Source organism: Microbacterium sp. G2-16M, assembly GCF_055809115.1.
Map to the genome: position 1 here is coordinate 2645435 of NZ_CM147897.1, position 25275 is coordinate 2670709.

General features: G+C 71.8%; 25 protein-coding genes and 1 riboswitch. Of the genes, 18 read left to right on the top strand and 7 right to left on the bottom strand.

Annotation, left to right across the window (positions count from 1 at the left end; all coding sequences use genetic code 11):
• Window positions 1-118: 118 nt before the first annotated feature.
• Window positions 119-556 (top strand): hypothetical protein, encoded by a 438-nt coding sequence (locus AC0L6F_RS12520; RefSeq protein ID WP_473538137.1) that lies wholly within the window; start codon window positions 119-121, stop codon window positions 554-556.
• Window positions 557-571: 15 nt separating this feature from the next.
• Here the strand turns inward: AC0L6F_RS12520 and AC0L6F_RS12525 are convergent, their stop codons facing one another.
• Window positions 572-1396, bottom strand: a complete 825-nt coding sequence (locus AC0L6F_RS12525) for an ABC transporter permease (protein WP_473538138.1) — start codon at window positions 1394-1396, stop codon at window positions 572-574.
• Window positions 1393-3060: an ABC transporter ATP-binding protein gene (locus AC0L6F_RS12530; protein ID WP_473538139.1), complete on the bottom strand. Its 1668-nt coding sequence runs from the start codon at window positions 3058-3060 to the stop codon at window positions 1393-1395. Before AC0L6F_RS12530 ends, AC0L6F_RS12525 begins: the two co-directional genes overlap by 4 nt.
• 133 nt (window positions 3061-3193) lie before the next feature.
• Between AC0L6F_RS12530 and AC0L6F_RS12535 the strand changes: the two genes are divergently transcribed.
• Window positions 3194-4297 (top strand): enoyl-CoA hydratase/isomerase family protein, encoded by a 1104-nt coding sequence (locus AC0L6F_RS12535; protein WP_473538140.1) that lies wholly within the window; start codon window positions 3194-3196, stop codon window positions 4295-4297.
• A 3-nt stretch (window positions 4298-4300) separates the two neighbouring features.
• Window positions 4301-5233, top strand: a complete 933-nt coding sequence (locus AC0L6F_RS12540; protein ID WP_473538141.1) for a DnaJ domain-containing protein — start codon at window positions 4301-4303, stop codon at window positions 5231-5233.
• 13 nt (window positions 5234-5246) lie between these two features.
• On the opposite strand, the gene AC0L6F_RS12545 is transcribed toward AC0L6F_RS12540, so the two are convergent.
• The gene (locus AC0L6F_RS12545; RefSeq protein WP_473538142.1) at window positions 5247-6713 is read right to left on the bottom strand and encodes a D-alanyl-D-alanine carboxypeptidase family protein; all 1467 of its coding nucleotides are present in this window, start codon (window positions 6711-6713) and stop codon (window positions 5247-5249) included.
• Between the two features lie 34 nt (window positions 6714-6747).
• A riboswitch (TPP riboswitch) is annotated at window positions 6748-6857 on the top strand.
• A gap of 6 nt (window positions 6858-6863) precedes the next feature.
• Here AC0L6F_RS12545 and AC0L6F_RS12550 point away from each other — a divergent pair.
• The 3 genes from AC0L6F_RS12550 to AC0L6F_RS12560 are packed head-to-tail and all read left to right on the top strand — an operon-like array spanning window position 6864 to window position 9763.
• A complete protein-coding gene (locus AC0L6F_RS12550; RefSeq protein WP_473538143.1) occupies window positions 6864-7499 on the top strand; it encodes an ECF transporter S component in 636 nt (211 codons plus the stop codon).
• A 9-nt stretch (window positions 7500-7508) separates the two neighbouring features.
• Window positions 7509-8984 carry an ABC transporter ATP-binding protein gene (locus AC0L6F_RS12555; protein WP_473538144.1) on the top strand — a complete coding sequence of 492 codons (1476 nt, stop codon included), beginning with the start codon at window positions 7509-7511 and terminating at the stop codon, window positions 8982-8984.
• Window positions 8981-9763: an energy-coupling factor transporter transmembrane component T family protein gene (locus AC0L6F_RS12560; protein ID WP_473538145.1), complete on the top strand. Its 783-nt coding sequence runs from the start codon at window positions 8981-8983 to the stop codon at window positions 9761-9763. Before AC0L6F_RS12555 ends, AC0L6F_RS12560 begins: the two co-directional genes overlap by 4 nt.
• A 190-nt stretch (window positions 9764-9953) precedes the next feature.
• On the opposite strand, the gene AC0L6F_RS12565 is transcribed toward AC0L6F_RS12560, so the two are convergent.
• Window positions 9954-10340: a YchJ family protein gene (locus AC0L6F_RS12565; RefSeq protein ID WP_473538146.1), complete on the bottom strand. Its 387-nt coding sequence runs from the start codon at window positions 10338-10340 to the stop codon at window positions 9954-9956.
• Between the two features lie 4 nt (window positions 10341-10344).
• Window positions 10345-11070 carry a phosphotransferase gene (locus AC0L6F_RS12570; protein WP_473538147.1) on the bottom strand — a complete coding sequence of 242 codons (726 nt, stop codon included), beginning with the start codon at window positions 11068-11070 and terminating at the stop codon, window positions 10345-10347.
• A 124-nt stretch (window positions 11071-11194) separates the two neighbouring features.
• Here AC0L6F_RS12570 and AC0L6F_RS12575 point away from each other — a divergent pair, with 124 nt between their 5' ends.
• Window positions 11195-11446: a hypothetical protein gene (locus AC0L6F_RS12575; protein ID WP_473538149.1), complete on the top strand. Its 252-nt coding sequence runs from the start codon at window positions 11195-11197 to the stop codon at window positions 11444-11446.
• On the opposite strand, the gene AC0L6F_RS12580 is transcribed toward AC0L6F_RS12575, so the two are convergent.
• Window positions 11435-11746, bottom strand: a complete 312-nt coding sequence (locus AC0L6F_RS12580; RefSeq protein ID WP_473538150.1) for a hypothetical protein — start codon at window positions 11744-11746, stop codon at window positions 11435-11437. The two genes, AC0L6F_RS12575 and AC0L6F_RS12580, sit on opposite strands and share 12 nt — an antisense overlap.
• A 137-nt stretch (window positions 11747-11883) precedes the next feature.
• Between AC0L6F_RS12580 and AC0L6F_RS12585 the strand changes: the two genes are divergently transcribed.
• The gene (locus AC0L6F_RS12585) at window positions 11884-13128 is read left to right on the top strand and encodes an HNH endonuclease family protein (RefSeq protein WP_473538152.1); all 1245 of its coding nucleotides are present in this window, start codon (window positions 11884-11886) and stop codon (window positions 13126-13128) included.
• Between the two features lie 103 nt (window positions 13129-13231).
• Here the strand turns inward: AC0L6F_RS12585 and AC0L6F_RS12590 are convergent, their stop codons facing one another.
• On the bottom strand, window positions 13232-13579 hold the full coding sequence (locus AC0L6F_RS12590; RefSeq protein WP_473538153.1) for a DUF488 domain-containing protein: 348 nt from the start codon (window positions 13577-13579) through the stop codon (window positions 13232-13234).
• 150 nt (window positions 13580-13729) lie between these two features.
• Here AC0L6F_RS12590 and AC0L6F_RS12595 point away from each other — a divergent pair, with 150 nt between their 5' ends.
• The 10 genes from AC0L6F_RS12595 (at window position 13730) to AC0L6F_RS12640 (ending at window position 25266) form a co-directional block, all read left to right on the top strand.
• On the top strand, window positions 13730-14491 hold the full coding sequence (locus tag AC0L6F_RS12595) for an SDR family NAD(P)-dependent oxidoreductase (RefSeq protein ID WP_259611061.1): 762 nt from the start codon (window positions 13730-13732) through the stop codon (window positions 14489-14491).
• Window positions 14488-15246: an enoyl-CoA hydratase/isomerase family protein gene (locus AC0L6F_RS12600; protein WP_274636908.1), complete on the top strand. Its 759-nt coding sequence runs from the start codon at window positions 14488-14490 to the stop codon at window positions 15244-15246. Before AC0L6F_RS12595 ends, AC0L6F_RS12600 begins: the two co-directional genes overlap by 4 nt.
• Window positions 15247-15277: 31 nt before the next feature.
• Entirely contained in the window at window positions 15278-16117 is an 840-nt protein-coding gene (locus tag AC0L6F_RS12605; protein ID WP_473538154.1) for an SDR family oxidoreductase, read from the top strand.
• 61 nt (window positions 16118-16178) lie between these two features.
• Window positions 16179-16961 carry a sulfite exporter TauE/SafE family protein gene (locus AC0L6F_RS12610; RefSeq protein ID WP_473538155.1) on the top strand — a complete coding sequence of 261 codons (783 nt, stop codon included), beginning with the start codon at window positions 16179-16181 and terminating at the stop codon, window positions 16959-16961.
• A 71-nt stretch (window positions 16962-17032) separates the two neighbouring features.
• Window positions 17033-18274: a dual-specificity RNA methyltransferase RlmN gene (rlmN, locus tag AC0L6F_RS12615; protein WP_473538156.1), complete on the top strand. Its 1242-nt coding sequence runs from the start codon at window positions 17033-17035 to the stop codon at window positions 18272-18274.
• Window positions 18275-18342: 68 nt separating this feature from the next.
• Window positions 18343-19770 carry a DUF4407 domain-containing protein gene (locus AC0L6F_RS12620; protein ID WP_473538157.1) on the top strand — a complete coding sequence of 476 codons (1428 nt, stop codon included), beginning with the start codon at window positions 18343-18345 and terminating at the stop codon, window positions 19768-19770.
• A gap of 152 nt (window positions 19771-19922) precedes the next feature.
• Complete coding sequence (locus tag AC0L6F_RS12625) at window positions 19923-20936, top strand: aldo/keto reductase family protein (protein ID WP_473538158.1); 1014 nt, start codon at window positions 19923-19925, stop codon at window positions 20934-20936.
• Window positions 20933-21400 carry an NUDIX hydrolase gene (locus AC0L6F_RS12630; protein WP_473540002.1) on the top strand — a complete coding sequence of 156 codons (468 nt, stop codon included), beginning with the start codon at window positions 20933-20935 and terminating at the stop codon, window positions 21398-21400. Before AC0L6F_RS12625 ends, AC0L6F_RS12630 begins: the two co-directional genes overlap by 4 nt.
• Window positions 21401-21469: 69 nt before the next feature.
• Window positions 21470-23197 carry an ABC transporter ATP-binding protein gene (locus AC0L6F_RS12635; RefSeq protein ID WP_473538159.1) on the top strand — a complete coding sequence of 576 codons (1728 nt, stop codon included), beginning with the start codon at window positions 21470-21472 and terminating at the stop codon, window positions 23195-23197.
• Window positions 23194-25266, top strand: coding sequence for an ABC transporter ATP-binding protein (locus AC0L6F_RS12640; RefSeq protein WP_473538160.1), 2073 nt, complete (start codon window positions 23194-23196; stop codon window positions 25264-25266). Before AC0L6F_RS12635 ends, AC0L6F_RS12640 begins: the two co-directional genes overlap by 4 nt.
• The last annotated feature ends 9 nt before the right edge of the window (window positions 25267-25275 follow it).

Consider the following 25275-nt stretch of genomic DNA (forward strand, 5'->3'; position numbering starts at 1 on the left):
CAATCTCGGCCAGGTTTCATGTGCAGTCGGCCAGATCGTACGATTTCGGGGAGGGATTGTTGCCGCACTGTGAGCGAAACGGCCCGTCGGCCGGCGGGAACGCTGGCACACTGGAGACATGGTGACCCTGCTGCTGGACGCGACGCAGCTCGAGGTCGTGCTCTCGGCGACCGAGCACCTGCTCGCATTCCGCAAGCAGAATGTGGCGCTCGAGCGCTCGCAGATCGTGAAGGTGCAGCTCACCGACGACGCCTGGACCTGGCTGCGCGGTGTGCCCGACCCGGGGACCTACATCCCCTCCGCCGCGGCGATGGGCACCTGGAAGTCCGCCGGCGGCCGCGACTTCGCCGTCATCCGGCGCCGCCGCCCGAGTGTCGTGATCGATCTCGAGGGCAACGCCGAGTTCCAGCGGGTGATCCTGACCACGCGCCACGGACTGGCCCTAGTCAAGGCCCTGCGGATGGATGCCGGGGACGAACTCGCCGACGTCACCGAGATGACCGCGAAGCCCACGCGAAAGCCGCGGGCGGGCAAGCCGCGCCCGGCGCAGGCCTGAGCCGCGCCCGGTGCCTCAGCTGACGTCGCGTCGCCAGCTGGCGTAGTTGCCGATCACGATCAGGACCACCGCGTAGCCGAGCAGCACGATGCCGCCGGCCCACCACTCCAGCTGGGCCGCGCCGGTGGACTGGCCCATCGACGTGTAGATGCTCTGCCCGACGAGCGCATCGCTGGCCGCCCCCGGCAGGAACTGGGTGACCTTGTCGAGGCCCTTCACGAACGCGGCGGCGACCCGGCCGATCGGCTCGATGAACTGAGTGAACGCCAGCACGATCACCACGGCGGCGACCTGGTTGCGCACCAGCGCACCCACACCGATGCCGATGAGCACCCACAGCGCGAACGCGAGCACGATCCGCCCGAACATCGCCCACGTGTCGGACGAGGCGAGGTCGGTGTCCAGCCCGAAACCGGCGAGGAACCCGGCCGCCGGGCCGGCGGCCGCGATGATCGCGAGCACGGCGTAGACCGCCCCGATCCCGACGCCGACGACCGCCTTCGCCCACAGCACGGTGCCCCGGCGCGGGGTGGCCAGGAACGTGGGGGTCAGCGTCTTGTGCCGGAACTCCGCCGTCACCATCAGCGTGCCGATCAGCAGTGGGAACACGTATCCCACCGACGCCGCGATGCTGTACAGCACGCCGGCCACGCCGTCGGCCGGCACCTGGGGGCCGTTGCCCTCGCCGGGCAGCGCGCCGGTCGCGGACGCCGAGAACACGAAGCCGAGACCGGCCGCGGTCATCCCGACGTACACCACGAGCACGAGGGCAAGGATCCACCACATCGCCGTCGTGAACAGCTTGGTCGTCTCCGACCGTGCCGAGGTGGCAAGGCTCATGACCGGTCACCTTCCTCGTCGTCGCCGGGTTCAGGTTCGGATACCTCGGGATGGTCGGGATGCTCGGGTTCGGACGCCGCACGTTCGGCTGTCTCTTCAGGTTCGGCTGTCTCTTCGGGTTCGGATGCTGCGGACTCCGACCCCTCGTCGGCTGCGGCGGTGGCCTCGAGCCCTGCCTCGGACGCCACAGCCCCCTCGGCGGAGCCGTCGAACGCGTGGAAGAAGTCGTCCGCGGCGAGGTCGGCCTCGGTCTTCTCCTCGTGCCGCCAGTCGTCCTCCGGAAGCGCGTCCGGCTCGCCGGCCACGACGTCCTCCTCGGCGACGACGTCCTCCTCGGCGACGACGTCGCCCTCCGCCTCCTCCGGCGGAATGATGTCGATCACGCCGGTGGCCGCGACCGCGAAGGCGGGAGTCGCGGTGGCGTCGGCCGGGCTGTCGGGCTCGGCGTCCTCGCCGTCCGCCAGCGCCATGGCCGCCGCATCCTCGGCACCTGCCTGCTCGCCCTCGGCCGTGACGTCAGGCTTCCCCGCCTGCTCGGCTTCGGCCGCCTGTTCAGCTTCGGCCGCCTCGGCCTCGGCCTGGGCCGCCTCATCGACAGTCGCCTCGGCCCGCGCCGCCTCATCCACAGTCGGCTCGGTCTCGGCATCGTCGTCCGCACTGGCCGCAACGCCCAGGGCGCCCGCGGCCACAGCACCCGCCGCGCCCACGGCACCCGCCGCACCCGCACCCGCAGCATCCGTCCCCGCCGCGCCCTGTCCCGACCCGTGCACCCGCAGCCCGTTGACCAGGTCGAAGAAGACCTCTTCCAAGGCGGGTCCGCGCCGCTGCAGCAGCGACAGCGACACCCCCGCGTCCGCGGCGAGCCGGCCGACCGTGGTCGGGTCGGTGCCCCGGATGGTCAGGCCGGTGCGGAGCACCTCGAACGGGATGTCGGCGGCCGACAGGGCTGCCGTCAGCTGCGCGCGGTCGGGGGCGTCCACGACCGTGGCGTGCTCGGACGGATCGGAGAGGTCCTCCAGCCCGCCGGCGAACACCAGCCGGCCACGCGAGATGATCAGCAGCCGATCGACGGTCTGCTGCACCTCGGCGAGCAGATGAGACGACACCAGCACGGTGCGCCCCTGGTGGGCGAGCTCGCGCAGCAGGCCGCGCATCCAGGTGATGCCCTCGGGGTCCAGGCCGTTCGACGGCTCGTCCAGGACGAGCACTCCCGGGTCGCCCAGCAGCGCCCCGGCGAGCCCGAGTCGCTGACGCATCCCCAGCGAATACCCGCCGATCTTGCGCCCGGCGACATCCGCCAGGCCCACCGTGCCCAGGGCGTCGTCGACCCGCGCAGCCGGAAGCCCGGCGGCCTGCGCATACGCCTTCAGATGGTTCGCCGCGGACCGGCCCGGGTGGAAGCTGGATGCCTCGAGCACGGCGCCGACGGTCTGCAGCGGATGCCGGAGCTTCTCATACGGCACGCCGCCGACGGTCGCCGTCCCGGCGGAGGGCTGCACCAGCCCGAGCAGGATGCGCAGGGTGGTCGTCTTGCCCGCCCCGTTCGGCCCGAGGAATCCGGTGACCGCGCCCGGCTCGACCCGGGCCGAGAACCCGTCGACGGCGACGACCGCACCGAATCGCTTGGAGAGCCCCGCGAATTCCAGCACCTGACCTTCGGGCATGCCGAACCTCTCGTCGTCGCGGGCAGTACCTCCCTATCTTGTCGGAAAACCTCCCTCGCGTCCTCCCCTGATTCGCACGGAGCGGCCCCGGCCGCCTGCGGGTGCCGACCATGCAGCGGGTAACGTGGCGACCGTGACCGAGTCGCCCAGGACCGAACCCCCGTCCGCACCCGAGCCTGCACCCACGGCCGAGCCCACCGTCCTCGTCCGCTCCCGCGGCGGGCTCGGACGGATCACGCTCAACCGCCCGCGCGCGATCAACGCGCTCGACCTCGAGATGATCGGGCAGATCGCCCGGGCCCTGGACGAATGGGAGCACGACCCGGATGTCGAGCTCGTCGTGCTCGACGGCGCCGGCGACCGCGGACTGTGCGCCGGCGGCGACGTGCGCAGCCTGTACGACCAGATCCGTGCCGGCCGCGCCGACGACACCGCCGCCTTCTTCCGCGCCGAGTACGCGCTGAACGACCGCATCGCCGAGTACCCCAAGACGATCGTCGCGCTCGCCGACGGGATCACGATGGGCGGCGGCATCGGCCTGGCCGGGCACGCCGCGATCCGCGTGGTCACCGAGCGGTCGAAGCTGGCGATGCCCGAGACCCGCATCGGGTTCACCCCGGACGTCGGCGGCACCTGGCTGCTCGGTCGCGCCCCCGGGCGCATCGGCGAATACCTCGGGCTGACCGGAGCGACGATGGATGCTGCGGGCGCGATCTACGCCGGCTTCGCCGACCACTTCGTCCCCAGCGACCGCCTGGACGCCCTGCGCGAGGCGCTCGAGACCCGCGCCGACCCGCCCTCCCGGACGGGGATCGTGCTCCTGTTCGACGAGACGCCCGCGCCGTCCCGGCTCGAGGCGGCGCGCGCCTGGATCGACGACGCGTTCTCGGCCGACACCGTCGCCGAGATCGGGCGACGCCTCCGTGCGCGGCCCGAGCCGGAGGCATCCGCCGCCGCCGACACCATGGACCAGCTCTCGCCGACGGGCATGGCCATCACGCTCGAGGCGGTGCGCCGCGCCCGCGAGCTGCCGGACCTGCGCGCCGATCTCGCCCAGGAGTACGGCCTGGTGATGTGGTTCGGCGCCACCCAGCCCGACCTGGTCGAGGGGATCCGCGCGCAGCTGGTCGACAAGGACCGCGACCCGAAGTGGACGCCCGCCGACCCGGACGCGGTCACGGCCGAGACCGTGGCCTCCGCCTTCGCCCACACGCCGCCCCTGCCGCTCTGGAGCTGACCGGTGTTCGACAGTCCGCTGTCCGCATCGGCGTACGAGGTGCTGCAGGTCGCCCCGACGGCGGACGACGAGGCGCTGCGCAAGGCGTACCGTCTGCGACTGCGGCAGACCCACCCCGACACCGGCGGCGATGCCGCGATGTTCATCCAGGTGCAGCGCGCGTGGGAGCTGGTCGGCAGTGCCGCCGCCCGCGCCGCCTACGACCGTGGGCACGGCTTCGGGCAGGATCCCGTGCATCCGGACGCTGCGGCGCAGTGGAGCGGATGGCGTGCCCCCGTGCCGCGCACCGACACGCGTCCCCGCGCCCGGTCGCAGGGGCAGCCGGGCGGCCGGCGGCGGGAGCAGTATCTGGGGCTCATCCGGGAGTGGGCCGGCCGCGGCGTCGAGCTGCCCGACCCGTACGACCCCGCCCTCGTGCGCCGCGCCCCGCTCCAGATCCGGCGTCTGCTGGCCGACGCGCTCGCCGAGGAGGCCACCGCGCGGATCGTCGCCGACCTGGGCATGGGCTACACCGTGTGGCACGACGTGGCCGCCGGGCGGAATCCGGATGAGAAGATCGACCACATCGTGCTCGCGCCGTCCGGGCTCTACGGCATCCTGTCCGAGGACGTCGGCGGCCCGGTGCACGTGCGCCGCGGCGAGCTGGTGGGGGATGCCGTGGCCGGCACTCCGATCGCGGATCTGATCGCCGGCATCCGCACCGTCTCACGCGCCGCCCGCGTCCGGTTCGGCGCGGCGATCGTGGTGGTGCCCGACGACGACGTGGTGCACCCGATCGACGAGCTGGGCAAGGTCCGCGGGATGCGCACGGTGGTGTGCGCGCGCAGCGCGCTGCCGCGCCTGCTGCGGCTGGGGGTCACCGGCGCGCGAGAGATCGGCGGCAACGAGATCTTCGACGTGCGCACCCGCCTGAATCAGACCGTCCGCTTCGCCTGAGCCGGCTCGGGGCTCAGTCGGCCCCGAACCAGCCGAGCAGCTCGATCGGGTGCGTGACCCGCCACCAGAACCCGGGGCCGTCCAGCTGCGCGGCCAGCGTCGTGTCGACGGTCGCCGCATTCACCGGGCCGCTGGCGGTCAGGGTGCCGGCATGGGCGCCCCGATCCCAATCCGTGCCGAGCCGCAGCTGGGTCTTCGCGCTCGCCTTGGCGCTGTTCCACAGGACGAGGTCGGCGCCGGATGCCGTCACTACCGGGGCCGACGCACCCCACGCCGTGTGCACGGTCCCGACCGGGGTGCCGGCCGCGACGGATGTCGTCGGCTGCAGCTGCTTGTCCACCTGGGCGAACAGCGAGCGCACCGCGGCCCACCGCGCGTCGGAATCGGGCTGGTTCAGGGCGACCGCATCGATCTGCAGGGAGACGTCGCCGATCTTCAGGTCCTTGACCGCCAGCAGGTTGTACCCGTCGAGGGTGCCGGTCTTCATCCCCACCACATCCGGGTCGGCGAGCAAGTCGTTCGTGTTCTTGACCGTGCCGGCGCCGGGCAGCTTCACGGACTTCTTCGCCACGATCTCGGCGATCGTCGGATCGTCCATCGCCAGCCGCGCCACCTGGATCAGGGCGGCCGGAGTCGCCGTGTTGGCGGCGTTGAAGCCGGTCGGGTCGGCGATCGTGATGCCGGTCACGTCGTGCTCGTCCAGCCAGCCGCTCGCGGCGACGGCGAAGGACTGGTCCGAGCCCCACCAGGTGTCGGCCAGGCGGGCGGCATAGTTGCTGGCCGAACCGATCAGCATCCCCTCGAGCAGCTGATACTGGGTCAGCGAACCGCCGATGGGCACGTCGAGCGCCGACTCGTTGTTGCGCAGGTAGCTCCAGTATTCCGCGTTGTCGGCGTACGTGAATGTGAACTTCGGTCCCTGGTCCTTCGCGGTGACCGGGCTCTTGTCGAGCACGACCAGCGCGGTGACGACCTTGGTGATGCTGGCGATGGCGCTCTGCTCGGTGGTGGAGGCCAGCGGCGCGCCGAACCCCTCGACGGCGACCCCCGCCGCGCCCGCCTTCGGCCACGCCAGGGATGCCGCCGCCGCGCCGTGCGGCGTCACCGTGACCGCCGCGATGGTCGGCGCGACGGCGTTCAGCGGCCACAGCGCCATCGTGGTGCAGTAGGCCGCGACCAGCAGGACCACCAGCCCGAGCGGGACGAGCACGCCGGGTCGTCGCAGTGACCGGCGCGGGCGCACCGCCAGCAGCGACACCGACGCCGGAAGCGAGGTCGACATGTCCAGAGAACTGGGGATGTGCACCGCCGTCAGGGTGCCGCCGTCCCACCAGCGCAGCGCCGCGTCGTCCGGCTCCTCGAGATCGAGGACGGATGTCGCGGGCTCGGCCGTTTCGCCGGCTTCGACCGATGCGGCGGGCTCGCCCGTTCCCGCGGGCGAGGCGGCCGGCGGGTCGGGCGTCACGTCGGCGGAGGGCACCTGCCCACGGTACCGGACAGACGACTATACTCGGCGGCACAACCACGGGAGTCCGGTGAGCCGGGCTGAGAGGAAGCGACCCACGCTTCGACCGTCGAACCTGATCTGGGTCATGCCAGCGCAGGAAGGGAGCATCGCATGCATTCTGCTGTGTCCGAATCCGCCGTCACCTCGGCATCCGCCCGCCGTTTCCAGTGGCGGGTCGTCGACATCGTCGTGGCCAGCGTCATCGGCGTCGCCGCCGGGGTGATCTTCTGGCTGTGGGGCCAGGCGTGGACCCCGCTGTCGACCGGGCTGTCGTTCCTGCCCGGACTGGACGGCCTGCTCGCCGGCGGCTGGCTGTTCGCCGGCGTGCTCGGCGGGCTGGTGATCCGCAAGCCCGGGGCCGCCCTGTACACCGAGATCGTGGCTTCGGTCGTCTCGATGGTCGTGGGCACGCAGTGGGGACCAGAGACCTTCATCTGGGGCGTGATCGAGGGGCTGGGAGCCGAGATCGGCTTCGCGATCCTGCTGTACCGCAACTGGCGACTGCTCGGCGCACTGGTCGCCGGCGCCGTCGCGGGACTGTCCACCGCGATCCTGGACACCAACTTCTCTTCCATCGCGGCCTACGAGTTCGGCCCGCGCGCCATCTACTTCGTCGCCGCGATCGTCTCCGGCATCCTGCTGGCCGGTCTGGTGTCGTGGCTCATCGTGCGGGCCCTGGCCGCGACCGGTGCGCTGGACCGGTTCGGCGCGGGACGCGAGGCGCGCTCGCGCGAGTCGGACGATCCCGACGCCGCCTAGGAGCCGGACGTGACCCTCGACCCGGTCGCCGTGACCGCCGCAGGATGGGGGTGGCGGCATGCCGGCCGCCGCCGCTGGGCGGTGACGGGGCTCGACCTCGACATTCCCGCCGGGCAGCGGGTGCTGCTGCTGGGCGCGAGCGGTGCCGGCAAGAGCACCGTGATGCGGGGGCTGGCCGGCGTGCTCGGCGAAGAGGAGGACGGCGAGCAGACCGGTCGCCTCCTCGTGGACGGGATGCCGCCCGCGGCCGCCCGCGGGCGGGCCGGCCTCGTGCTGCAGGACCCGGATGCGCAGGTCGTGCTGGCCCGGGTCGGCGACGACGTCGCGTTCGCGTGCGAGAACCTCGGCGTGCCGCGGGACGAGATCTGGCGGCGGGTGGATGCGGCGCTCGACGCGGTCGGACTGCGGCTGGGCCGCGGCCATCCGACGGCGAAGCTGTCGGGCGGGCAGAAGCAGCGGCTCGCGCTGGCCGGGGTCCTGGCGATGCGACCCGGACTGGTCCTGCTGGACGAGCCCACCGCGAACCTCGACCCGGACGGGGCCGTCGAGGTGCGCGACGCCGTGCTGCACGCCGCGGCGGGCGCCACGCTCGTGGTCGTCGAGCACCGGGTCGAGCTGTGGGCGGCGCACATGGACCGGGTCGTGGTGCTCGGGCCGGACGGAGTGCTGGCGGACGGGCCGCCGGCCGCGGTGTTCGGCCGGCACGCGGCGGTGCTGGCCGAGGCGGGCGTGTGGGTGCCCGGCGCGACGCCCTGGCGATCGCCCCGGGAACGGGGCCGGGGCGAGCAAGTGCCGCTGCTGCACGCGCAGGGCCTCGCCGTGGGGCGGCGCTCGTTCGGATCGCGGATGCCGCAGGTCGCGGCATCCGGCATCACCGCGTCGGCGCACGCGGGCCGCGCCCTCGCCGTGACCGGACCCAACGGCGCCGGCAAGTCGACGCTGGCGATGACCCTCGCCGGGCTGCTCACGCCGGTCGGCGGCGAGCTGGCCGCCGACGCGGCGCTGCGCGACGGGATCGGCCCGCAGCCGGCGGCGTGGACCTCGCGGCAGCTGCTGACCCGCATCGGCATGGTGTTCCAGACCCCCGAGCACCAGCTGCTGACCGCGCGCGTGCGCGACGAGCTGGCGGTGGGGCCTCGCGCCGCCGGACTCGGCGACGACGAGATCGCGGCACGGGTCGACCCGCTGCTGGAACGGCTGCGCCTGACCCGGCTGGCCGCGGTGAACCCGTTCACGCTCTCCGGCGGCGAGAAACGGCGGCTCACCGTGGCCGCGGCGCTGGCGACCCGGCCGCGGGTGCTCGTGCTGGACGAGCCGACCTACGGGCAGGATGCCCGCACCTGGCGCGAGCTGGCCGACCTGATCGACGAGGTGCGGGATGCCGGGACCGCGGTCGTGTTCGTCACGCACGACCGCGAGCTGGTCGACGCGCTGGCCGACGACGAGCTGCGCCTGTCGGGTGTGCCGGCGGAGGTCGGGGGATGAGCATCCTGGTCGCCGACCCGCGCGCCCGGGTCTCGTCGTTCAACCCGGTGGCCAAGCTCGTGGCGACGCTGCTGATCACGGTCACCCTGCTGCTGTCGATCGACCCGGTCTCGGCCGGGGTGACGCTGGTGCTGGTGCTCGCGCTGATGCCGTGGTCGGGACTGTCGGCGCGGATGCTGTGGCTGCGCACCTGGCCGCTGCTGATCGCGGCGGTGCTCGGCGCGGCGGCCACCGTCCTGTACGGCCGGGTGGCGGGCCAGACCTATCTGCAGTGGGGGCTGGTGCACGTCAGCGACGGGTCGCTGCAGCTGGCGGCGGCGATCCTGCTGCGGGTGCTGGCGATCTCGCTGCCGGCCGTCGTGCTGCTGTCGACCACGGACCCGACCGACCTGGCCGACGGACTGTCGCAGCTGCTGCGGCTGCCGGCCCGGTTCGTGCTCGGCGCGCTGGCGGGGCTGCGGCTGGTCGGGCTGCTGATCGAGGACTGGCGTGAGCTCTCGCTCGCGCGGCGGGCCCGCGGCGTGGCCGACACCGGGCGGGTGCGGCGCCTGTCCGGGCAGGCGTTCGCGCTGTTCGTGCTGGCGATCCGACGCGGCACGAAGCTGGCCACCGCGATGGAGGCCCGCGGGTTCGGGGCGCCGGGCGCGCGGACGTGGGCGCGGCGGTCGGTCCTGCGGCCCCGCGATGCGGTGCTCGTGCTGATCGCCGCGGCGGTGGCCGCGGCATCCGTCCTGGCGGCCCTGGCCGCCGGCACCTGGACGTTCGTCTGGTCCCTCTGACCCCCTCTCCTCTCCTCCCCTCCCCTCTCCTTCTTCGCCGGGATCGTACGATTTGGCGGAGTGCACATGAGTTCGGGCCGAGTTTGATGTGCTCTCGGCGAATTGATGTGGTTTCGGCGTGATGCGGCGGGACGAGGCGTGCGGGTCGGCGTGAGGCGGCGGGACGATGCAGGCGGGCGGCGCAACAGCGCTACCGGATCTCGCCATCCACGTACACCCACCGCCGCGCCCGCCGCGCGAACCGGCTGCGCTCGTGCAGCATCCCGTCGCCGGCGTCGGCCGCGAACCGCGCGCGGAACTCCACCACACCGGACTCGTCCTCCGGCCCGCCGTCCTCGGTCGCCAGGATCTCCAGTCCGGTCCAGGTCATCCCCGGCGTGGGCTCGATCGCGGCCGGCCGCGTGCGCGGATGCCAGGTGCGGAACACGTAATCCAGCACCCCGACCGCGTAGGCGCTGTATCGCGCCCGCATCAGCTCCGCCGCCGTGCCGGCCTCGCGCTCGCCGCGGTGCAGCGGGCCGCAGCACGTGTCATAGGAACGGATGCTGCCGCACGGGCATTCTCGGACGAGGGTCACGGTCTCACGTCGCGTTCCACAGCGACCGGTAGTAGGCGAGTCGGTCCTGGTCGGGCGCCACGCCGTACGCCTCGATGAGCGCGTCCTGCCAGCCGGGCCCGTAGTTCCACTCGGTGCTCATGGCCGCGACGGCGATGTCGGCCCACCGGTCGGCGACGCCCATCGCGCCCAGGTCGACGTGCGCGATCGGCCGGCCCGCGGCATCCAGCAGCGTGTTCGGGCAGCACGCGTCGCCGTGGCAGACGACGAGCGTGTCGATCGGCGGGGGAGTGCGCAGCGCGTGGGGAACCCGGATGCCTCGGCCCGCCGCGTTCGCGATCCGCTGCGGCACGCCCCAGTCGAACGGACACTCCTGGACCGGAAGAGCCTCGTGCAGCCGGCGCAGCCCCTCTCCGACGGCGCGCACGGCCGTGGCCGGATCGGCGATCCACCGCGGATCGATGGCCGAGCGGCCCTCGATCGCGGCCGTGACGAGCCATTCGTGCTCGCCGTCCGCGCCGACCGCCAGCACCTCGGGCACGCGCGTGTACGCAGCCGCCCAGCGCAGCCGCTGCGCCTGGGCCGCGGCATCCCCCTCCGGATCGTGCCGACCCCACTTGATGTACCGACCGTCGTCCGTGCGGAACGTCAGTCCGCCCAGCTGGTTCTGCCAGATCGGCGTCAGCGCCGCGCCGCGCGCCAGCTCGGCCACGGCGGCGGGAACCGCCACCGGCGTCATGGGGGTGGACATGCGTCCATCCTGCCTGCCTATCGGATCAGGCGACGGCGGTGGGGCGGAGTGTGGGTGGTCGTGGTGGCGAGGATCTCCATTGGCAGCGTCGTGCGAGGCGGGTGGTGAGCAGGATCGGGGCCGCGTGGCCTGGTGGGTCGCGTTCGATCGTGGCCACCAGGTCCCCGACCGCCGCCGGGTCCTCATGGTCGACGACGCGCGCCGCGCCGGTCCCACCGGCAGCCGCGTTGAGGTCCCCGGTGTCCTCGATGGTCTCAGGCCGATCGATCTCGCTCGGCGCGCCGTGCCGGCTGCTGCGCCCCGCCGCGTAGACGAAGAAGCCGGCGCGGGCGAGTTCGACCGCGATCGCGCGACCGGCTCCGGATCAGTGCGGTGAGCGCTGCAGCTGCCAGGCTGCCGCCAGCGCGTCGGCGATCGCGCGCTCGTCGCCGGTCTCGAGGTCCGCGACCACCATCATGTGCTTTCGGAAGCGGGTCGGCACGCTGAAGGTGCCGGGATGCCGCGCCAGCACCCCCTCCCGATGGTCGAACGCCGACCGGATGACGATGTGCGTGGCATCGAGCTGTCGGGCCACCATCCGGCCGTGATACCGCCACTGCGCCGGTTCGCCGTCACCGCCGGTGGCGCGCACGCCCTCGAACCCTGCGAGCAGGTCGGCGACGTCGGTCAGCTGCATGGGCGGCAGTCTCGCACGCGGATCGGGCGGCGGCTACCCGGCCTCACTGCCTCGCGCACCCACTAACATGAGAGAGCTCTCATCTGCGATCGGTGGGGTGGCGGAACCGGATCGATGCGGAACGGCAGATCGGCGGGATGAATAGGCGACTCTGGAAGCGGCCCTCGCTGTGGGTGGGCATCGGTCTGACCGGGGTGCTGCTCCTCGTCGCCGTCAGCGCGAGCGGACTGGGCGGCCTGCTGATCATGGCCGGCCTGGTCGCGCTCGGCACCGGGCTCTACACGCTGCTGATCGGCCGCCCCTCCTGGGCCGGGCTGAAGGGGCGGGCCGCAGGCGCGGTCGTCACGATCGTCGCCTGCGCCGTGGTCATCACCGGCACCGGGGTGTATGGCGCCACCCTTCCGCCGGATGCCGCGCCCCCGGCATCCGTATCGATGTCGGCGACCGAGCAGCCGGCAGCGGATGCCGCGGCCACCGCGACGACCACGCCGACGCCGACCCCGACCCCGACGGCGACGCCAACGCCGACACCGACGGCGACGGCGACGCCGACCCCGACATCCCGCCCTCCGGCCGCCGGCACCGCGCTCGCACTGCTGGCGACGATCCCGGTGAAGGGCCGCGCGCCCAAGACCGGCTATGACCGCACCGTCGTATTCGGCCAGGCGTGGAAGGACGTCGACCGCAACGGATGCGATACCCGCAACGACATCCTGCGCCGCGATCTGACGAGGGTGGTGATCAAGGCCGGCACGCACGGATGCCTCGTGCTGACCGGCATGCTGCACGACCCGTACACCGGCAAGACCATCAGCTTCGTGCGAGGCCGGGGCACCTCCAACGCGGTGCAGATCGATCACGTCGTCGCGCTGATGGATGCCTGGCAGAGCGGCGCTCAGCAGCTGAGCCAGACCCGGCGCGAGGCGCTGGCCAACGATCCGCTGAACCTGCTCGCCGTCGACGGGCCGTCGAATGCGCAGAAGGGGGCCGGGAACGCCGCGACCTGGCTGCCGAAGGCCATGGGATATCGCTGCGCATACGTCGCCCGTCAGATCATGGTCAAGGCCGACTACGACCTGTGGGTGACACCGCCCGAGCGCGATGCGATGACCCGGATCCTGCAGACGTGCCCGCAGCAGAAGGCCGCCACCGCGGGGACGATCACGCTGATGCCGGATGCTGTGGGCACGGCGCCCGCCCCGAAGCCGGCCGCGCCCAAGTTCGCCCCGAAGCCGGCCGCGCCCCAGCCCGCCGCGCCGAAGACCGTGCATCCCGGGTCGTTCTGCGCGCCCATCGGCGCGCACGGCGTGACCACGAAGGGCACGCCCATGGTGTGCAGCGTCAAGGCCGGCCAGACCCGCGCCCGCTGGCGCTCAGGCTGACCCGCCGCGCGGCGAAATCGTACGATCCGGCCGAGTGAACATCAATTTCGGCCAAGTTTCATGTGCAGTCGGCCAAATCGTACGATTTCGAAGAGGAACGGGGTCAGGCCGCGAGCGCGTCGCGCAGCAGCCCGGCGTGGGTGTGGTCGGCATCCTGCGAGCTGAACAGCAGCGTGACCACGTCGTGCCCGGCGATGCTCTGCCGCAGCGCGTCCAGCGCATCCTGGTTCCCCGCCAGTTCGGCGGCATATACCCGCGCGAACTCATCGAACGGCATGCCATCGTGGTGGAACGCCGTGCGCAGCTCGGTGCTGGGGGCGACATCCTTGTCCCACAGGTCGATCTGCGCCTTCTGCTTCGACAGCCCGCGCGGCCACAGCCGGTCCACCAGCACCCGGAACCCGTCGGATGCCTCGGCCTCGGCGTACACCCGTTTGATCCGGATCTCCATGCCCCCAGTCAACACCCGTCCGGGCTACCCTGGGGGAGAACGCCGCCGGCCCGCACACGGTGAGACTGAGTCCCGCGTATGCTGGCACGGAATGTCGGCTGCTCGAGGTCGGCGGTTCGAGACGGTTCGGGACGGTTCGAAGGAGAACAGATGGAGATCAGCGGAGCATCCGCCCTCGTCACCGGCGGCGCCAGCGGCCTCGGCCTGGCCACCGCGCGGCGGCTGGCAGAGAAGGGCGCGAGGGTCACGATCGTCGACCTGCCGCAGTCCCGGGGAGCCGAGATCGCCGCCGAACTGGGCGGCACGTTCGCCGCCGCCGACGTCACCGACCCGGCGCAGGTCGCCTCGGCGGTCGAGGTCGCCGCCTCCGCCGCCCCGCTGCGGGTCGTCGTCAACTGCGCCGGGATCGCCCCGCCCGCCAAAGTGCTGGACCGTGACGGCGAGCCGTCGCCGCTGGCCGCCTTCGCGCAGGTCATCCAGGTCAACCTGATCGGCACGTACAATGTGATCTCGCAGGCGGCGGCATCCATCGCCAAGACCGAGCCCACCGACACCGGCGACCGCGGCGTGGTCGTCAGCACCGCGTCGGTCGCCGCCTTCGAAGGCCAGATCGGGCAGCCCGCCTACTCGGCCAGCAAGGGCGGCGTGCACGCGATGACCCTGCCGATCGCCCGCGAGCTGGCGCGGTACGGCATCCGGGTGTGCACGATCGCCCCGGGCATCATGGAGACCCCGATGCTCGCCGGACTCCCGCAGGCCGCGCAGGACTCGCTCGGCCAGCAGGTGCCCTACCCGGCACGACTCGGCGTCCCCGACGAGTACGCCCGCCTCGTGCTGTCCATCATCGACAACGGCTACCTCAACGGCGAGACCATCCGCCTCGACGGCGCCATCCGGATGGCACCGCGATGAGCGCCCCGATCCTGCTGCACGTCGAGGAGGGCCTCGCCCGCATCACGCTGAACCGGCCCGATCGGCTCAACGCTTTCAATGCCGAGGCGGCGCAGACCTGGGCCGACGTCGCCCGCGAGGCCACCAGTCGCGACGACGTGGGGGCGATCCTGCTGGATGCCGCGGGCCGCGCGTTCTGCGCGGGCGGCGACGTCCGCGACATGGCCCAGAACATGGGCTCGGGGGCCGAGATCACGGCGCTGGCCGAGGTCATCAACACCGGCATCCGGGCGCTGACCGAATCGGCGGTGCCGGTGGTGGCCGCCGCGCAGGGCACGACCGCCGGCGGCGGCCTGGGAATCCTCATGGCCAGCGACTACGCCGTGGTGGGCGAGGACTCGCAGATCGGCAGCCGATACGCCAACGTCGGACTCACCCCCGATCTTTCGGTGACCGCGCAGCTCACCCGCGCGGTGGGCGAGCGGCGCGCCCTGCAGCTCGTGCTGCAGGACCGGATGCTGTCGGCCACCGAGGCGCTGGAGTGGGGGCTGATCGCCGAGATCGCCGCGCCGGACGCCGTCGGGCTGCGCGCCGAAGAGGTCGCCCGATTCTGGCTGTCCGGAGCCCGCGGGGCGTACGGCCAGGCCAAGCGCCTGATCCGCAGCCAGCCCGCGCGCACGTTCATCGAGCAGCTGAGCGAGGAGGCCCGCTCGATCGGCGTCGCCTTCGACACCGCCGAGGCCCAGGCCCGCATCCGGGCGTTCGCACAGCGCTGACCGATCCCCCGACCCGATCAGGAGACCCGACATGACCGACACCCCTCTCGCCGGCAAGACCATCCTCCTGTCCGGCGGCAGCCGGGGCATCGGCCTGGCCATCGCGCTGCGCGCGGCGCGGGACGGCGCGAACGTCGCGCTGCTCGCCAAGACCGACACCCCGCATCCCAAGCTCGAGGGCACCGTGCACACGGCGGCCGCGGCGATCCGGGATGCCGGAGGCAACGCCCTGCCGATCGTCGGCGACGTCCGCAACGACGAGGACGTCACCGAGGCGGTGCTGAAGACCCGCGGCGAGTTCGGCGGCATCGACGTCGTGATCAACAACGCCAGCGTGATCGACCTGTCCGGCTCGCTCGAGCTGGCGGCCAAGAAGTACGACCTGATGCAGGACGTCAACACGCGCGGAACGTTCATGCTGTCGCGCGCGGCCGTGCCGATCCTGAAGGATGCCGACAACCCCCACATCCTCTCCCTGTCCCCGCCGCTGAACCTGTCGCCGAAGTGGCTCGGCGCGCACACCGGATACACGCTGGCCAAGTACGGCATGAGCATGGCGACGCTGGGCATGGCCGCCGAGTTCGCCGCCGACGGGATCGCCGCCAACACGCTCTGGCCGCGCACGACCATCGCCACCGCGGCGGTGCAGTTCGCCCTCGGCGGCGACCGGATGATGCGGGTCAGCCGCACGCCGGAGATCTACGCCGACGCCGCCTACGCGGTCATCACCCGGCCGGCGCGTGAGTTCACCGGGCAGTCGCTGATCGTCGAAGAGGTGCTGGCCGCCGCCGGCGTCGACGACTTCTCCGGCTACGCCGCCGTGCCCGGCACGCCCGACGCCGAGCTGTTCCCGGACATCTTCCTCGACTGAGCATCGCGGCTGCCGCGCGGTAGCGTGAGCGGGTGACCCGACACATCCGATGCCCGCGCCGATGCCCGAGCTGAGCGCGCTGGCGTGGGTCGCGCTCGCGGTCGGGGCCGCCGTGATCGGGCTGTCCAAAGCGGCGCTGCCGGGGGCCGCCACCCTGGCCGTGGCGCTGTTCGCCGCGGTGCTCCCGGCCAAGCAGTCCACCGGCACGATCCTGGTGCTGCTGATCGTCGGTGACGTCTTCGCGCTGTGGGCGTATCGCCGGCACGCCGACATCCGCACCCTGATACGGTTGGCGCCCGCCGTGATCGTGGGGCTCGTCGGGGGAGCGGTGTTCCTCGCCTTCGCCTCCGATACGTGGGTGCGCCGGATGATCGCGATCCTGCTCCTGACGGTGGTGGCGGTCAGCCTCTGGCGGCGGGCGCGGCAGGCTCGGCGCGAGGCCGCCCCCGGCACCGCCGGATCGCACCAGCCCGCCCCCGGCACCGCCGGCTCGCACCGGGCCGCCGCAGCCACCTACGGCAGCCTCGCCGGATTCACCACGATGGTGGCCAACGCCGCCGGCCCGGTGATGTCGATGTACTTCCTGGCCGCGCGGTTCCCGGTCAAGGCGTTCCTGGGCACCAGCGCCTGGTTCTTCGCCATCGTGAACGTCACAAAGCTGCCGTTCTCGATCGGACTGGGCCTGATCACCCCGTCCGGACTGCTGGTCGACCTGGTCCTGATCCCGGTGGTGGTCGGCGCGGCCTTCGTCGGCCGCGCCATCGCCGGCCGGATCAGCCAGGTGCTGTTCGACCGCATCATCATCACGCTCACGGTCGTGGGTTCGCTGTACCTCCTGGTGTGATCCGAGGACTCGCAGAACCGGACGGCAGCCGGACTCGGCGAGCGCGCAGGCGGCTCGCGTACCCTGGACGGATGACCTCCACCCCTCCTTCGACCCCGCCCGCGACGCAGGTCCGGCCGCGCACCGAAGGGTGGACGCAGAAGAAGGATGCCGAGGGCAAGCCGCTGCTGCAGTTCGCCAGCCCCCGCCGCGGCAAGCCGCCGGTGCACCTGGCCGACCTCACGCACACCCAGCGCGTGGAGAAGGTCGTCGAGCTGGGGATGCCGGGATTCCGCGCCGCACAGCTGGAGAAGCACTTCTTCACCCACGGCACGCACGACCCGGCCGCGATGACCGACCTGCCCGCCGAGGGGCGGGAGGCGTTCGTGCACGGCATGCTGCCCCCGCTGCTGACCGAGGTGCGGCGTCTGCGCACCGACCGGGGCGACACGATCAAGTTCCTCTGGAAGCTGCACGACGGTGCGCTGGTCGAGTCGGTGCTGATGCGCTACCCGGGCCGGATCACGCTGTGCGTGTCCAGCCAGGCCGGCTGCGGCATGAACTGCCCGTTCTGCGCCACCGGCCAGGCCGGACTGACCCGCAACATGTCGGCGGCCGAGATCGTCGCCCAGGTCGTGCGCGCCAACCGGGTGATCGCCGACGGCGAGCTGGGCGACCCGCGCGCGGTCGGGCACACCGGCGAGCGCGTCTCGAACATCGTGTTCATGGGCATGGGCGAGCCGCTGGCCAACTATGCCCGGGTGATGCACGCGGTGCGCGTGATGACCGACAAGAAGCACGGCCTGGGCATGAGCGCCCGCGGCATCACCATCTCGACGGTCGGGCTGGTCCCGGCGATCCGCAAGCTGTCGGATGAGGGCGTGCCGGTGACGTTCGCGCTCTCGCTGCACGCGCCCGACGACGAGCTGCGCGACGAGATGATCCCGATCAACTCGCGCTGGAAGGTCGACGAGGCACTGGATGCCGCCCGCGAGTACTTCGAGAAGACGGGACGTCGCGTCTCGATCGAGTACGCGCTGATCAAGGACATGAACGACCACGGCTGGCGGGCCGACCTGCTGGCCGAGAAGCTGAACGCCCGCGGCCACGGCTGGGTGCACGTGAACCCGATCCCGCTGAACCCGACGCCCGGGTCGGTGTGGACCGCGTCCACCCGGCAGGCGCAGGACGAGTTCGTCCGCCGGCTCGAGGCCCACGGCATCCCCACCACCATCCGCGACACCCGCGGCAAGGACATCGACGGCGCCTGCGGACAGCTCGTGGCCACCGAAGACGACCAGCAGGCGGCGCAGGCGACCCCGGTCGAGGTCTGACCCGGGTCACACCGCGCACACAACCGCCGCCCATCCGGCGTCCAGCCGCGGCCGTCTACGCTGGCACGATGTCGTTTTCCGTCCACCGGCCGGGCCGCTTCGACTCCGACGGCCGCATCGAGCTCGACGCACCCGACGCGGAGGACGAGACCGAGCCGCTCTATCTGAGCGACCTGCAGGGGATGGATGACCCGGACGCCCCCGCCGAGCCCGAGCCCGCCGAGCCCGCACCCACGCCCGACGCACCCGCCGAGCCCGCGCCCACCCGCCGCCCGCGTCGTGCGCGCGCCGGCATGCCATGGACCCGGCGGCTGGCCGTCCTCGGCGGCGCCGACGCCGACGTCCTGGCCGAGGTTCCGATCGAGACGCCCCGGTTCGTGCAGATGTTCTTCGTCCTGGCCGGCACCGCCCTCGTCTCGGCGCTGTCGATGTTCTTCGCGCTGATGACCGGCGTGCGCGTCGCAGTGTGGGTCGCGGTGCCGATCGCCCTGGTCTGGGCGCTGATCATCTTCAACCTCGACCGGTTCCTCACCTCGACCATGCGCGCCACGCACAGTGTGCTGAAGCTGCTCGGCCTGGCCCTGCCGCGAGTGGTCATGGCCGCCATCATCGGCATCGTGGTGGCCGAGCCCCTCGTGCTGCAGGTGTTCCACAACGACATCGCGCGCGAGGTCACCTCCAGCAACGTCGCGCACGCCCTCGCCGATCAGAAGGGCGTCTCGGACGGCCCGGAGAAGAAGGCGATGGATGCCGCGACCACCCGGGTCGCCGCCCTGGAGAACCAGGCGGCCACCGGGATCGTCGCGGGCACCTCGTCGACGTCGGCGGCGTCGGTCGCCGCGCAGCAGACGGTCGACGACCTCGATGCGAAGCTCGCCGCGCAGCAGAAGGTCATCGACCGGGCGCGCGCCCTCTATCAGTGCGAGCTGACCGGAAAGGGGCAGGGCAGCGTCCCCGGCTGCACCGGCGTCGTCGGCTCCGGCGCGAGCTCGGCCGCCGCCAAGGACCAGCTGGCCGCCGCCCAGTCGTCGTACGACGCCCTGGCTGCGAAGCTGCGGGACGCGAACGCCGCGCTCGCCGCGGCCGACGCCTCGGGCACGGCCGCGGTCGGCGCGGCCGAGGCGCAGAACAAGAAGCAGGCGCAGGACCAGCTGCCCGCCGCCCGCGCGACCTACAAGGCGGCCCTGGCCGCCTACGACGCCCGTGCATCGTCGGTCGCCGGCGGCAACGCCGACGCGGTCGGTCTGCTCAGCCAGATCGGCGCGCTGGACCGACTCTCGCAGAAGGAGCCGACACTGGCCTGGGCACACTGGCTGATCGCCGCGCTGTTCTTCATGATCGAGCTGCTGCCGGTCCTGGTGAAGGTGCTGACCAGCTACGGGGATCCGTCGCTGTACGAGAAGGCCGACGCCCTGCGCCGGCAGGTCGCGCTGGACCGCGTCACCAGCCGCAGCTGGAACGAGCGGGCCGGCATCGCCCTGGGAAGCGCCGGCTGACAGACCGCGCCGGCTTCGGCATCCGCCCCACCGCGTTCAGATCGCAGGAAGATCTGTGCGGTCTCAGCGTGTCGAACGGCGTGTCGCGGATGCCGCGGTCGAATGTCCTGCGAGATGAACAGGGTGCCGTGCGACACCGGTAGCGTAATGGAATGGTCAACTATCGGTACCTCGGAAACAGCGGACTCAAGGTCTCGGAGATCACCTACGGGAACTGGGTGACGCACGCCTCGCAGATCGACGACAGCGCCGCGATCGCGACGGTGCACGCGGCGCTGGATGCCGGGATCACGACGTTCGACACGGCTGACACGTATGCGAACACCGCCGCCGAGGTCGTCCTGGGCAAGGCGCTGTCGGGTCAGCGCCGCGAGGGGCTGGAGCTGTTCACCAAGGTGTACTGGCCGGTCGGGCCGAAGGGGCCGAACGACGCGGGCCTGTCGCGCAAGCACATCCTGGAGGGGATCAACGGATCGCTGCGGCGACTGGGGGTCGACTACGTCGACCTGTACCAGGCCCACCGCTACGACTACGAGACCCCGCTGGAGGAGACGATGCAGGCGTTCGCCGACGTCGTCCGTCAGGGCAAGGCCCTGTACATCGGCGTGAGCGAGTGGACGGCCGAGCAGCTGCGCGAGGCATCCGCCCTGGCGGTGCAGCTGCATGTGCCGCTGATCTCGAACCAGCCGCAGTACTCGATGCTGTGGCGGGTCATCGAGGAGAAGGTCGTGCCGGCCAGCGAAGAGGTCGGCATCTCGCAGATCGTGTGGTCGCCGATGGCGCAGGGCGTGCTCAGCGGCAAGTACCTCCCCGGCGAGCCCGTGCCCGAGGGGTCGCGCGCGACCGATGAGAACAGCGGAGCCGCGTTCATCCGGCGCTTCCTGCGCGACGATGTGCTCACGGCGGTGCAGAAGCTGAAGCCCATCGCAGCCGAGGCCGGCCTGACGATGCCGCAGCTGGCGATCGCGTGGGTGCTGCAGAACCCGAACGTGGCCTCGGCGCTGGTGGGGGCATCCCGCCCCGAGCAGATCGCGTCGAACGTGGCCGCGTCCGGAGTGACGCTGGATGCCGCCGCGCTCGCGGCGATCGACGCGGCGCTCGGCGACGTCGTCGTGCGCGACCCGCAGAAGACGTACGAGGTGTCGCCGAAGACGCGACCGGCCTGATGATCCGCAGCGCGGGGCTCCTCCTGCATCGCCGCACCGGCGGTGCGCTCGAGGTGTTCATCGCGCACATGGGCGGCCCGTTCTGGGCGCGCAAGGATGCCGCGGCCTGGTCGATCCCCAAGGGCGAGTTCGATCCGGACCTCGAGACGGCGGCGAATGCCGCGGAGCGCGAGTTCCGCGAGGAGCTCGGCGTCGACCCGCCGGACGGGCCCCGCCTCGAACTCGGCACCTGGGCGTACTCCTCGGGCAAGCGGGTGACGGTGTTCGCCGTCGACGGCACCGGGTTCACGGCATCCGTGTTCACCTATGGCACGTTCGAGCTGGAATGGCCACCGCACTCGGGCACCCGGCACGCGTTCGGAGAGGTCGACCGGGCGGAGTGGACGCCGATCCAGAGCGCCCGGACGCGGCTCGTGAAGGGCCAGCGGCCGGCCCTGGACGCACTGGTGGATGCCGCCGACTAGCAGAGTGTCGGCGGTCCGTGGCACTCTAGTACGTCCGCGCACTCGCGCGATCCCCCTCTGGAGTCCTCCGTGCTCGCGAAAGTCCTGTTCCGCTATCTCAAGACCTACCGCTGGCTGCTGCTGGCGGTGCTCGTGTTCCAGTTCGCGTCGGTCATGGCGCAGCTGTACCTGCCGCGGCTGAACGCCGACATCATCGACAAGGGCGTCGCCGTCGGCGACACCGCCTTCATCTGGTCGCACGGCGGCTTCATGCTGCTGATCTCGCTCGGCCAGATCGTCGCGTCCATCATCGCCACCTACTTCGCCGCCCGGGCCGCGATGGCCACGGGCCGCGACATCCGCCGCGACGTCTACGACCGGGTGAGCTCGTTCTCCGAGCGCGAGATCTCGGGCTTCGGCGCCGGCTCGCTGATCACCCGCAACACCAACGACGTGCAGCAGGTGCAGATGCTGGCGATGATGGGCGCGACCATGCTGGTCACGGCCCCGCTGCTGGCCATCGGCGGGATCATCATGGCGCTGCAGCAGGACGTCGGGCTGAGCTGGCTGATCGCCGTCTCGGTGCCCCTGCTGCTGCTGCTGGCGATCGTGGTGGTCAGCCGGATGGTGCCGCTGTTCCGCCGCTACCAGCTCAAGCTCGACGCGGTGAACCGCATCATGCGCGAGCAGCTCACCGGCGTGCGCGTGGTGCGCGCGTTCGTGCGGGAGCGGATCGAAGAGGACCGCTTCCGCGGTGCGAACACCGACATCATGGTGATCGGCCGCCGGGTCGGATCGCTGTTCGTGATCCTGTTCCCGCTGGCCATGCTCGTGCTGAACCTCACCGTGGTGGGCGTCATCTGGTTCGGCGGCATCGCGGTCAACGACGGCGACGTGCAGATCGGCACGCTGTTCGCGTTCATGCAGTACGTCGGGCAGATCCTGATGGGCGTGCTGATGGCCAGCTTCATGACGATCATGATCCCCCGTGCGGCGGTCTCGGCCGAGCGCATCGGCGAGGTGCTCGACACCGACAGCTCGCTCGCCCGCCCGGACGCCCCGGTGGCCGCCTTCCCGCAGCGCGGCGCCGTCGAGTTCGACCACGTCACCTTCGCCTACCCGGGGGCGGACGAGCCGGTCCTCAAGGACATCTCCTTCCGCGCCGAGCCGGGCGAGACGGTCGCGATCGTCGGCTCCACCGGCGCCGGCAAGACCACGCTGGTCTCGCTCCTCCCGCGCCTGTTCGATGCGACCTCCGGCGCCGTCCGGGTCGCCGGCGTCGACGTGCGCGAGGCCGACCTCGATCAGATGTGGAAGGGGATCGGGCTGGTCCCGCAGCGCCCGTTCCTGTTCACCGGGACGATCGCCTCGAACCTGCGCTTCGGCCGAGAAGAGGCCACCGACGCCGAGCTGTGGGCGGCGCTGGAGATCGCCCAGGGCCGCGACTTCGTCGCCGAGAAGGACGGCGGGCTGTCGGCGCGCATCGCCCAGGGCGGCACGAACGTCTCGGGCGGGCAGCGGCAGCGGCTGGCGATCGCCCGAGCGATCGTGCACCAGCCCGACATCCTGATCTTCGACGACTCGTTCTCGGCCCTGGACCTGTCCACCGACGCCCGGCTCAGACACGCCCTCTGGGAGCGGATGCCGGAGGTGACCAAGATCGTCGTCGCGCAGCGCGTGTCCACCATCACCGACGCCGACCGGATCGTGGTCCTCGACGACGGCCGGGTGGTCGGCATCGGAACGCACGATGAGCTGCTGCAGACCTGCTCCACCTACAAAGAGATCGTCGACTCGCAGCTGGGAGTGCAGGCATGAGCGCGCCGGACATGCTCACCGAAGAGGAGCGGCTCGAGCAGGAGCTCGCCGAGCAGGCGAGGCTGAACGCCGACGATTGGAGCGGCGGGGTCGCGCCCGGCAAGGCCGCGAACTTCCGCGCCAGCTTCACCCGGATGATCGGGCTGCTGCGGCCGCACTGGATCGCCTTCTCCCTGGTCTCGCTGGCCGGAGCGATCGGCGTCGCCCTGGCCGTGATCGCACCGAAGGTGCTCGGCGAGGCGACCAACATCATCTTCGAGGGCGTCATCTCGGCCGCGCTCGGGGCGAACTTCCCCGCGGGGGCGTCCCAGCAGCAGGTCGTCGACGCGCTGCAGCAGGCGGGGCAGACCGACATCGCCAACATGGTGGCCGCGTTCAGCGACTTCCACGTCGGCGCCGGGGTCGACTTCGAGCGGCTGCGCTACATCATCGCCTGGGTCCTGGTCATCTATGTGGCCTCCGCGCTGCTGAGCTGGGTGCAGGGCTATGTGATCAACGTGATCATGGTCCGCACCATGTGGCGACTGCGCGAAGAGGTCGAGGCGAAGCTGAACCGGCTGCCGCTGTCGTACTTCGACAAGGTGCAGCGCGGCGAGCTGATCTCGCGGGTCACCAACGACATCGACAACATCACCCAGACGATGCAGCAGTCCCTGTCGGGCGCGCTGACCAGCGTGCTGACGGTGGTCGGCGTGCTGATCATGATGTTCACCATCTCGTGGCAGCTGGCCCTGGTCGCGCTGGTCTCGCTGCCGCTGATGGCGGTCATCTTCGGGGTCATCGGCCCGAAGTCGCAGAAGGCGTTCAACACGCAGTGGCGCAAGGTCGGGCGACTGAACGCCCGCGTCGAGGAGTCGTTCTCGGGCCACGCGCTGGTCCAGGTGTTCGGCCGCGAGCGCGACTCGCGCGAGAAGTTCGCCGACGAGAACGAGGAGCTGTTCCAGGCTTCGTTCAAGGCGCAGTTCCTGTCCGGCATCATCATGCCCGGCATGATGTTCATCGGCAGCCTGACCTACGTGGGCATCGCGGTGCTGGGCGGACTGATGGTCGCGTCCGGCAACCTGCGGCTCGGCGATGTGCAGGCGTTCATCCAGTACTCGCAGCAGTTCACCCAGCCGCTGTCCGAGCTGGGCGGCATGGCCGCGGTCGTGCAGTCCGGCACGGCGTCGGCCGAGCGGGTGTTCCAGCTGCTGGATGCCGACGAGCAGGAGCCGGATTCCGACGACGCGCCCGCGCTGCAGCCGGGTGCCGGGGTGATCGAGTTCGAGGGGGTGCGCTTCGCGTACGACCCCGAGCATCCGCTCATCCGCGATCTCTCGTTCCGGGTCGAACCGGGGCAGACCGTCGCGATCGTCGGACCGACCGGGGCCGGCAAGACGACGCTGGTGAACCTGCTGATGCGGTTCTACGAGCTGGACGGCGGCCGGATCCTGCTGGACGGGCAGGACATCGGCGCGCTCACCCGCGACGACGTGCGCAGCCGCACCGGCATGGTGCTGCAGGACCCGTGGCTGTTCGCCGGCACGATCCGCGAGAACATCCGGTACGGGCGCGAGTCGGCCACCGACGACGAGATCGTCGCCGCGGCCACCGCGACCCGGGTCGACCGGTTCGTGCACTCGCTGCCGGACGGGTACGACACCGTGCTGGACGAGGACGCGTCGAACGTCTCGGCGGGCGAGAAGCAGCTGATCACCATCGCCCGCGCGTTCGTGGCACAGCCGTCGGTGCTGATCCTGGACGAGGCGACCAGCTCGGTCGACACCCGCACCGAGCTGCTGCTGCAGCACGCGATGGCGGTGCTGCGCCAGGGCCGCACCTCGTTCGTGATCGCCCACCGGCTCTCCACGATCCGGGACGCCGACCTCATCCTCGTGATGGAGCACGGCGACATCGTCGAGCAGGGCACGCACGACGAGCTGATCGCGCGCGAGGGCGCGTACTGGCGGCTGTATCAGGCCCAGTTCGAGCAGGCCGCGACCGACATCGACGCCGAAGAGGCGCTGATGGCCGTCGCGACCGGCACGGTGTCGGTCCTCGAGGCAGGCGGCGAGACCAAGTCGGCCTGAGTCCGACGG